An 8,082-nucleotide genomic window follows, 5' to 3' on the forward strand; every position below is an offset into this window, starting at 1 on the left:
CGGCGAATCCAACCACACCCACGGCAAACTCGTCCTCCACATCACCTCCTGAACCCCCACCACGAGAAGCACTAAGGAGTATCAAATGTTCTACGAGATCCGCCGCTACCAGATCCAGCCTGGGCGCCGCGACGAATGGGTCCGCTACATGGAGGAAACCGTCATCCCGTTCCAGGCGGAAAAGGGAATGTCGGTCACGGCGTCGTTCGTGGACGAGGAGGACCCGGACGGCTACGTGTGGATCCGCCGATTCGAGGACGAGCAGGAGCGAACCGCGCTTTATGCCGACGTCTACCAGAGCGACCGCTGGCGGGCCGAGTTGGACCCCAAGGTGAAGAGCTTCGTGCTCGTCGACCAGATCAAGGTGACCAGGGTCGTACCCACGTCGAAGTCCGCGCTGCGCTGAGTCTGCGAAGTCGACCGAAAGAGGGAAAATGTCCTTGACCGAGCAAACCCCGGCGAAAACGCACAACGCGCCCTCGATCAGTCGCGCCGCCGCCGTCGCGCTGATCGAGGCCGTGCGCAAGGAAGCCACCGAGGCCGACATCGACGTCGCCACGGCGATCACCGACGCCGGTGGCCATCTGGTGGCTTTCGAACGCGCCGACAGGACCCCGTTCCTCGCCGCCGAGGTCGCGGTCGACAAGGCGTGGACCGCGGCATCGTTCCGGCTCCCGACGCACACCTGGAACTCCCTCGTCGCCGATCCGCACGTGGCACCGTTGGCCAAGCACCCGCGGCTGATGGCCGTGGGCGGAGGGTTCCCGCTGTTCGACAACGGCGTGTGCGTGGGAGGTCTTGGCATCTCCGGCGGGAGCGCCGAGCAGGACGAGAAGGTGGCACACGCGGTTTTGAAGGCACAGGGATTCCCCATTCCCGATTGAGGGAACAGCTCGCGGCCGCGCCGACCGCGAAGTGACCCGACGTGTTGGCTGGTCTTCGCCGGTAGTGGGCTTGTTGGGCGAGGTGCTGGTGGCGTCGGCGCCACCAGCACCAGGTTCCTGTTGGGGCGCAACACAAGTAGTCAGCACCGCCACGGCCGGCCGCACCCTGGTGAAAGTGGTTGTCTCAGAAAGCTGTCACGGCGAAATAGCCTGCGACGACAGCGATGACGAGTCCTGCACCGATGGCCAGGAACATCCGGCCGCGTCGACGCCGGACATGGTCGCGGCGGGGTCGAACACATTGTCGATGAACTCCTGCGGCTGGGTTCATCGGGCCAACCTGGTCTTCGTACTCCAGGTCATCGGCTTCCTCGTAACCCCATCTCCGGTCGTCCACGTCGGCCAACCCTACTCGAAGGCAGGCGTCAGCAGGCTCGGCGCCGGCACCCCGTCCGGTTCCACCAGCAGGTGAACGAGGCCGCCGTGACGCCGGTCGGGGAGGGGGCGAGGTCCGGCTGGGTCGCGTTCTTCATCACGAACTCACCCGAGCTGACCCCGGCCGCTCTGCGGGCCCGCCTCGCTCCCGGTTCCCGGCTGCCGGCCGCCTCCGTCCCGGCGGAGTTCATCCTGCTCGACGTGATGCCCCTCGACGTGCCTGGCAAGCGCGGCCGGGGACAGCTGCGGGAGATCGCGGACGCCTGGGGCGGCTGTGTTGTCCGGACCTTCGCCGAATGTGTTTCCACTGGCGATCGACCGCATTTCCTCCAGCGCGGCGAGGGCGGGTGGCGTGTGCGCGACGGCGTCGCGCACCACGGCGAGGATCGACCGCACCGGCATCGGCCGGACGAGGGGCACAACGCGTGTCCCGGCTGGGAGGTGGGTGGTCCCGAGCTGCGGCAGCACGGTGATCCCGATCCCGGCGGCGACGAACGCGAGCGCGGTCGGGTAGTCGTGCGCCTCGACGTGGAACGGCGGCCGGAATCCCGCCGCTGTGCACGCCTCGAGCAGGTTGCGTCGGCACCAGCCGCGGGCAAAGTCGTTGTCCACCCACCGCTCGGAGCTGAGCTCGGCCAGCTCGACCTCATCCCGCGCGGCCAGCGGATGGGTCTCCGGGAGCACAGCAACGTAGGGGTCGTCGAGTAAGTGGTGCGCGGTGAACCCGGGCCAGGCCTCGTAGTCCGGCCGTTCGACGGCGATTTGCAGGTCGGACCGCTCAGCCGGGTCGTCGGGCAGCCATTCGCGCAGCGCGAGGTCCAGCCGGACCCCGGGGAACTCGCCAGTGAGACGGCGGACGACCCGGGGCAGCCAGGCCCCGCCGGCCGAGGCGAAGTAGGACAGCGACAGCGATCCGGTCCGCCCTGCCCGCAGGTCCGCGACGACGACCTCGGCCTCACCGAGCCGGTTCAGGATTCCGTCGGCCTGCTCGGCCAGCACCAGCCCGGCCGCGGTCGCGCGCAGCCCGCGGCCGGCCCGCTCGAACAGCACCAGCCCGGTCTCGCGCTGCAGCGCGGTGATGTGCTGGCTCACCGCGGACGGGGTATAGCCCAGGTTCGCCGCGGCCGCCTGCACCGATTGACTGGCGACGACCGAGCGGAAGACACGCAGGCGGTGAACGTCGAGCACAGGAAGACCATACAGCTTGACTGAATTGTGCAGTAGTAAAAATCGCTGGTGCTGAACGGTTGTGTGGCGCAGCCTGGCATCATGACGATCTCCCGGCAGTTCCTGCCGATCGCGGCCGCATCGACGACCGTCGTTCTCTGGGGTTCGGCGTTCATCGGTATCCGGGTCGTCGGACACGACCTGTCGCCCGGCTCGCTGGCACTGGGCAGGATGCTGGTCGGGTCGCTGACCCTGACCGTGATTGTGCTGGTCGTGCGGGCCCGCCGCGGCCGCGCCGCAGCGCCGCTGCCACAGGGCCGAACGCTCGGAGCGGTCGCGCTGTGGGGCGTGGCCTGGTTCGGGCTCTACAACCTGTCGCTCAACGCCGCCGAGCGGCACCTCGACGCCGGCACCGCCGCGATGTTGGTGAACGTGGCGCCGGCGGTGGTCGCCGTGCTGGCCGGGCTGCTGCTCAAGGAGGGCTTCCCAGCCCGGCTGCTGGCTGGGATGGCGATCGCGTTCACCGGCGTCGTGCTCATTGCGACGACCACCGCGGCCGGTGGTACGGACATCTCCGGTGTGCTGCTCGGCCTGCTTGCCGCGCTGCTCTACGCCAGTGCCGCCGTCGCGCAGAAGCGCCTGCTGGTCCGAGTCAACGCGCTGACCGTCACCTGGCTCGGCGCCGTTGCCGGGACGGTCGCGCTGCTGCCTTTTCTGCCGTCGCTGGTCACCGAACTTGCCACCGCGCCCGGACCGGCGATCGCCGGAACTGCCTATCTTGGCGTCTTCCCGACCGCGGTAGCGTTCCTGACGTGGGGATACGCCCTGTCCCGATCGGCCGTGGGCCGGCTCGCCGCGGCCACCTACGCCGTCCCCGCGCTCGTCGTGCTGCTGTCCTGGGTGCTGCTCGGCGAGATTCCCGCGCCGCTCGCGCTGGTCGGCGGTTTGCTGTGCCTGACCGGCGTCGCCGTGGCTACCCGTCGGCCGACCGCGCGGCCACCGGTAAAGCTCGAGTCGGCCGCGAACCGGTGAACCATCTCCACAAGGGGTGGGAATAATTACCGAGTGAATCGTCGGTGATGAACGATTCCCCTGACCAAGATGGCCAGAACTACCAACGGCCCCACTACGCAGGCGACGTAGAGCAGGATCAGCGCCTGCCCGGGACGAGCACCGGGGGCCACATCGGAGTTGAACGCCAGCGACGGCTTCACGTGATGCCAGCGGGTGATCTCCAGGTACATCAGGTACCAGGAACCGATCCACACCGCGCCGCCGAGACCGCCGAGCCACCTCTCCAAGCGCATCCTTCCGGTGTACCACCGGATACCCCGAGGCGCCGAAACAGAAATGTCACGAACTGAGATTGATCTCGGGCGACATCACCGTGCGAGAACCGAGAAAACCCGGGCCGCGCGGGATCGAGATGGCATGCGGTGTGAGACCCGGCAAGCGGGGCGGCATCCGGCCCCCTTAAGCACCATCGTCGCCAGCGGGCGGCACGGACAGAATCGGGCGGTAGGAGCCGGGTGGGTGCGGTTCGCCAACCGGGACACCGTCGGCCTCCACCCAGGCGTGCGCGGCGAACGGGTCGACCCGCACGCCGACCCGCCACGTCGGCCACACGCCGTGGAACCGACATAGCAGCGCGGTCGCGATGGACCGCTGCAGGCATCCCTCGCCGGCACACGAGACGCTGACCGACACGACCGCCCGCCGGGCCGCTGCGGCCTGCTCGGCGGTCGCCGGCCGGGCACCGGACCTGACCCTGCCGAGCAGCGCCCGGATCCGCCGCGGCGACCGGTTGGCGAGCACGCGGGCGATCCCGACCGCGAGCAGGGCGAGCGCGCGCTCGACCGGCGACAACCGCACGCGTTCGCGGAGGACGGTGGTGGGAACGCTCATCGCCACCCTCCCGAGACGAGGCCGGCCGACCGGAGCCGGTCCACCAGTGCGGCCACGTCGGCGGCGGCGCGCTCGGCGCCGACCGCGTACCGCTTCCGGAGCAGGGAGACGACGTCGGGTTCGGGGACTCCCTCCAGCAGGCGGTGGAGGACGAACGCTCCGGTCGAGTTCATCTGGAAGTACTTGCCGGCGCGCTCGTCGAGCAGCACCAGCCCGGTGTCGGTGTCGGTCACGGAGACGTCCGCGCGCAGTTTCATCAGCGGGCCTTCACGATCGGGGTTCGGGTGCCGGTCACGGCGCGCAGCCACACCTCGCAGGCGAGCGTGGCTTCCACGACCGCGATCGGCACCGTGGGCGGGTAGAGGGCGAGGCAGGCCGTCCGCAGGCTGTCCACGTCGACCAGCCCGAGCCTGCCGAGCACGGGATCGTCCAGCAGTTCGGCGAGCCGGTCCCGGGACCGGCGCAGCCCGAGGTACAGCTCGCCGGCGATGTTTCCCTTGGTGGAACGGGAAAGCGCGCCGTCCGGGACGAAGCCCCGCATCGCCTCGACGAGCAGTGGCTTGTACCGCCATGGCGTGGTGCGTTCGTGCAACCGGACCGACAGGCACGTGGTGAGCACCTGGTCGTCGAGGAACGGCAGCACCAGCCGGTGGCCTGTGCGCCCGACGAAACGCTGCACCAGCCGGTAGGCGGAGGTCCCACGCCGGGTCACGGCGAGCGCGGCGTGCTGTCCGCGAGTGGGCGCGAGCGGCCGTGCACCGGACGCGGCCTGGCGCATCAGCCCGCGGATGGCGTGCGTCGCCGACGGGGTCACCCAGGGCGGGACCCGGAACGGCCCGTCCCAGTGCAGGGCCGGCGACGTGTCCCGGGCCGAGCCGAAGACCGCCACCTCCGCCGCGGCGTCGGCCAGCCAGTCCGGGTACGACCGGCGATCGGCCACCGCGCTCAGCACCGCCGCCAGCGGCCAGCGGTACTTCGAGCGCTGGCCACGGAGGTAGGACGACGCCAGCCGGGGCTGCTGCCGCACGATGGTGTGCAGCGCGGCGGGAGGGGCCTCGAGCACCTCGTCCGCGCCGAAGCCGCTGAGATGGTGGCGAGCGCCGGAACGCCCGGCCTGCCGGACACCGAACGCGATCCGGGCCGCGTCCCGTAGCCCGATGAACGGCTCGTCCATCGGCTCGCCGGGCTCCCACAGGCCCGCGTAGGACAACGGGAGTTCGTCCGGCTGCAGCAGCCGGTGCGTGAACGTCCCCGCCGCCAGCCTGGCCGCCGAGGTGGCCCAGTCCGCGTCGTCGTTGCCGGGGTCTCGGCCGACGTAGGTGACCGCGGAAACCCGGGCCCCGGCGCGGGCGGCGAGAAAGCACAGTGACGTGGAGTCCAGCCCGCCGGACAGGTCCGCGCCCAGGACGTCGCTCTCCCTGGCCAGCGACGCCATGTTCGCCGACAGCGTTTCGGCCAGCTTCGCGGCGCCCTCGGCGAGCGACAGCGACGGCTCGGGGGGCGTCCACCAGGTCCGTTCGTGCGCGCCGCCCGCGCCGTCGAGATGCAGGAACGCGCCCGGCGGCACCTTCCGCACCCCGCGCCACGGGGACACGTCGGACAGTGGCGCGGGCACGCCAGGAAACAGCAACCACAGCGCGAGCCGCTCGGGGTCGACCTCCGCGCCCAGCAGCGCCGCCACCACGTCGGCCCGGTCGGAGGCGAGCGCGATGTCGCCCGCACGGCCGTAGCAGACCCGGCGGAGACCGGAAGCGCTTCCCTGGACCCGGACCTCGCCGCCGACGGTGGCGAGCAGGTGGAAGCTTCCCGGCAGTTCGACGGCCAGCCGGTCGAGGTCCGCCGGACCCGACAACCCTGCCACGCGGGTGGCGAGTTCGGCGGCGGTGACCGGGCACTGCCCGATCACCGCCAGCCTGCCGGAGGGCACCTCGGCGACCAGCAGGTCGTGGCCTCGGGCGAGCAGCCAGGGCCGCCCCGATGGGTGCGGCACCCACTGGTCCGCCCGCGACCGCAGGCCGTGCGCCGTGCTCCGCGTTCCCTCCTGGTCCGCGAGCACGACGAACCACGAGTCGCCTGAGGTCACCATCCGGCGATGCCCCACTCAGTGCGGGATATGGGTGACATACTCGGGGATCAGCCCGCCCGCACCCCGCGTCTCGGTGGCGAAATCGCCGGCCTCGGCGACCTGTGGCGGCTCGTAGGGCAACCGTTCTTCGACGTGTTCTTCCATCGATTCCTTCCTTTCTTCATCCGCGTCGCCGCGCAGGCGGCAACATTTTTCCGCGCCACGAGAAAGGCGGCACCAAACACGCCATTCAGCGGAGCGGAGTTCTGTTGCGGTGACGCCGGCCTGGTCAGTACGGGTTTCCAGGGTCGGCCGAAAAGCAGGAACGCATCGAAAGACCCCCATTCATCCGGGTCCGGAAAGACCCGAATCGAAGTCAATCTGTTGGCGATTTGCCAACCTTCCCAGTCAGGTCACCGTAACCGCGTGATCCCGATCATGTCAACTCTTGACGACCGCCTCGAAAACCGCTGGACACCAGGAAGAGAGGCGGTGTTTCGTCTGGGTGCGCACGGAAGATCACGGAAGATCACGGAAGATCTCCGAATGTCCCCGTTGGTGTGGACCTGCCGGTACCTCCTGGCCCAGCGCCGGAACGCAACCGCCGTGTCAAGCATCCAACCGCCATGACCACTTCTTCGCCGGCCGGCGGCAGCAACCATCGTCTTGGCGGACGGGCATGGCGGGTGACCGCTGTGCTCGCGGCACTCCTGCTCACGGCGTCGATTCACGCGCCGGTGCCGGGCTGGGCGGATCCGCTGCCCGGCCGGGAGTGGTTCCTGGACGCGGCCCACTTGGACGCGGCCGGGGCCTGGACTCGCTCCACCGGCACGGGCGTGACGGTTGCCGTCATCGACGAGACCGGGCTCGACCCCGGCCGGCCCGAGCTGGCGGGCTCGGTCGTCGACAGCGGGTACGCCGACCTCAACGCCACCACCCTGCGTCCCGACGGCGGATCGCAGGGCCAGTTCCACGCCACCTGGGCGGCCCTGTTGATCGCCGGCCACGGCGGTGGCGCCCAGGGCGAGCAGGGCCTCGCGCCGGACGCCAAGATCCTCGGGCTGCACCTGCAGACCTCCTCGTACCTACCCGACTCGCTGCGCTACGCAGTCGACCACGGGGCCCGCGTGGTCAGCATCTCCCTCACTTACCCCGACGAGCCCGCCGGTCTGCTCGACGCGGTTCGCTACGCGCAGAACCACCAGGTGATCGTCGTGGCCAGCGCGGGCAATGAGGGACGTGGCGCCAATGAACGGAAGTTTCCGGCCGCCTGCCCGGGAGTCGTCGCCGTGGCCGGTAGCGACCAGCACGGCCAGTCCTGGCCCGGCTCCGAATCGGGACCGCAGATCACCGTCGCCGCCCCCGCGGTCGACATCCCGCTGGTCTACTCCAACCCACCCGAACTGACCCTGTCCGGCACCTCCTTCAGCGCGCCGCTGACCGCCGCCGAAGCCGCCCTGCTCCTCGGCATCCACCCCGGCTGGACCGCGGGCCAGGTCATCCGCACCATGATCACCACCGCCTCCGGCGGCGGCGGCAGGATCGACGACCGCCTCGGCTACGGCATCATCAACCCGGTCGCCGCCCTGAACGCACCACCCCCCGCCGACACCACCAATCCCCTGC

At 70.3% G+C, this 8,082-nt stretch carries 11 protein-coding genes; 5 read left to right on the forward strand and 6 right to left on the reverse strand.

Going from position 1 to position 8,082, the window contains the following annotated elements:
• Positions 1–85: 85 nt before the first annotated feature.
• The 3 genes from FNH05_RS26020 (at position 86) to FNH05_RS26030 (ending at position 1,356) form a co-directional block, all read left to right on the forward strand.
• Positions 86–406 carry an NIPSNAP family protein gene (locus FNH05_RS26020; protein ID WP_144591348.1) on the forward strand — a complete coding sequence of 107 codons (321 nt, stop codon included), beginning with the start codon at positions 86–88 and terminating at the stop codon, positions 404–406.
• Between the two features lie 28 nt (positions 407–434).
• Positions 435–884 carry a GlcG/HbpS family heme-binding protein gene (locus FNH05_RS26025; RefSeq protein ID WP_144591349.1) on the forward strand — a complete coding sequence of 150 codons (450 nt, stop codon included), beginning with the start codon at positions 435–437 and terminating at the stop codon, positions 882–884.
• Between the two features lie 73 nt (positions 885–957).
• On the forward strand, positions 958–1,356 hold the full coding sequence (locus FNH05_RS26030) for a hypothetical protein (protein ID WP_144591350.1): 399 nt from the start codon (positions 958–960) through the stop codon (positions 1,354–1,356).
• Between the two features lie 68 nt (positions 1,357–1,424).
• Here the strand turns inward: FNH05_RS26030 and FNH05_RS26035 are convergent, their stop codons facing one another.
• Positions 1,425–2,507, reverse strand: coding sequence for a LysR family transcriptional regulator (locus FNH05_RS26035; protein ID WP_246127943.1), 1,083 nt, complete (start codon positions 2,505–2,507; stop codon positions 1,425–1,427).
• A gap of 81 nt (positions 2,508–2,588) precedes the next feature.
• Here FNH05_RS26035 and FNH05_RS26040 point away from each other — a divergent pair, with 81 nt between their 5' ends.
• Positions 2,589–3,518: a DMT family transporter gene (locus FNH05_RS26040; protein ID WP_144591351.1), complete on the forward strand. Its 930-nt coding sequence runs from the start codon at positions 2,589–2,591 to the stop codon at positions 3,516–3,518.
• Positions 3,519–3,544: 26 nt separating this feature from the next.
• Here the strand turns inward: FNH05_RS26040 and FNH05_RS26045 are convergent, their stop codons facing one another.
• The 5 genes from FNH05_RS26045 to FNH05_RS38270 form a co-directional block, all read right to left on the reverse strand.
• Positions 3,545–3,793, reverse strand: coding sequence for a hypothetical protein (locus tag FNH05_RS26045; protein WP_144591352.1), 249 nt, complete (start codon positions 3,791–3,793; stop codon positions 3,545–3,547).
• Between the two features lie 166 nt (positions 3,794–3,959).
• A complete protein-coding gene (locus tag FNH05_RS26050; protein WP_144591353.1) occupies positions 3,960–4,391 on the reverse strand; it encodes a lasso peptide biosynthesis B2 protein in 432 nt (143 codons plus the stop codon).
• Positions 4,388–4,648 (reverse strand): lasso peptide biosynthesis PqqD family chaperone, encoded by a 261-nt coding sequence (locus FNH05_RS26055; RefSeq protein ID WP_144591354.1) that lies wholly within the window; start codon positions 4,646–4,648, stop codon positions 4,388–4,390. The genes FNH05_RS26050 and FNH05_RS26055 overlap by 4 nt, the downstream gene beginning before the upstream one ends.
• The gene (locus tag FNH05_RS26060; RefSeq protein WP_144591355.1) at positions 4,648–6,477 is read right to left on the reverse strand and encodes an asparagine synthase-related protein; all 1,830 of its coding nucleotides are present in this window, start codon (positions 6,475–6,477) and stop codon (positions 4,648–4,650) included. The genes FNH05_RS26055 and FNH05_RS26060 overlap by 1 nt, the downstream gene beginning before the upstream one ends.
• Before the next feature lie 15 nt (positions 6,478–6,492).
• Positions 6,493–6,621 carry a lasso RiPP family leader peptide-containing protein gene (locus FNH05_RS38270; protein WP_186382740.1) on the reverse strand — a complete coding sequence of 43 codons (129 nt, stop codon included), beginning with the start codon at positions 6,619–6,621 and terminating at the stop codon, positions 6,493–6,495.
• A gap of 461 nt (positions 6,622–7,082) precedes the next feature.
• On the opposite strand from FNH05_RS38270, the gene FNH05_RS26070 reads away from it, so the two are divergent.
• Positions 7,083–8,082 (forward strand): S8 family serine peptidase (locus FNH05_RS26070; RefSeq protein ID WP_144591357.1); only part of this gene is annotated, 1,000 nt, incomplete at its 3' end.

This window comes from Amycolatopsis rhizosphaerae, assembly GCF_007713715.1.
GTDB lineage: Bacteria > Actinomycetota > Actinomycetes > Mycobacteriales > Pseudonocardiaceae > Amycolatopsis_E > Amycolatopsis_E rhizosphaerae.

Excerpts from the sequence above, each read along its gene's own strand:
- FNH05_RS26020 (WP_144591348.1), top strand. The coding sequence starts at position 86 with ATGTTCTACGAGATCCGCCGCTACCAGATCCAGCCTGGGCGCCGCGAC.
- FNH05_RS26025 (WP_144591349.1), top strand. The coding sequence starts at position 435 with ATGTCCTTGACCGAGCAAACCCCGGCGAAAACGCACAACGCGCCCTCG.
- FNH05_RS26040 (WP_144591351.1), top strand. The coding sequence starts at position 2,589 with ATGACGATCTCCCGGCAGTTCCTGCCGATCGCGGCCGCATCGACGACC.
- FNH05_RS26045 (WP_144591352.1), bottom strand. The coding sequence starts at position 3,793 with ATGCGCTTGGAGAGGTGGCTCGGCGGTCTCGGCGGCGCGGTGTGGATC.
- FNH05_RS26050 (WP_144591353.1), bottom strand. The coding sequence starts at position 4,391 with ATGAGCGTTCCCACCACCGTCCTCCGCGAACGCGTGCGGTTGTCGCCG.
- FNH05_RS26055 (WP_144591354.1), bottom strand. The coding sequence starts at position 4,648 with ATGAAACTGCGCGCGGACGTCTCCGTGACCGACACCGACACCGGGCTG.
- FNH05_RS26060 (WP_144591355.1), bottom strand. The coding sequence starts at position 6,477 with ATGGTGACCTCAGGCGACTCGTGGTTCGTCGTGCTCGCGGACCAGGAG.
- FNH05_RS38270 (WP_186382740.1), bottom strand. The coding sequence starts at position 6,621 with ATGGAAGAACACGTCGAAGAACGGTTGCCCTACGAGCCGCCACAGGTC.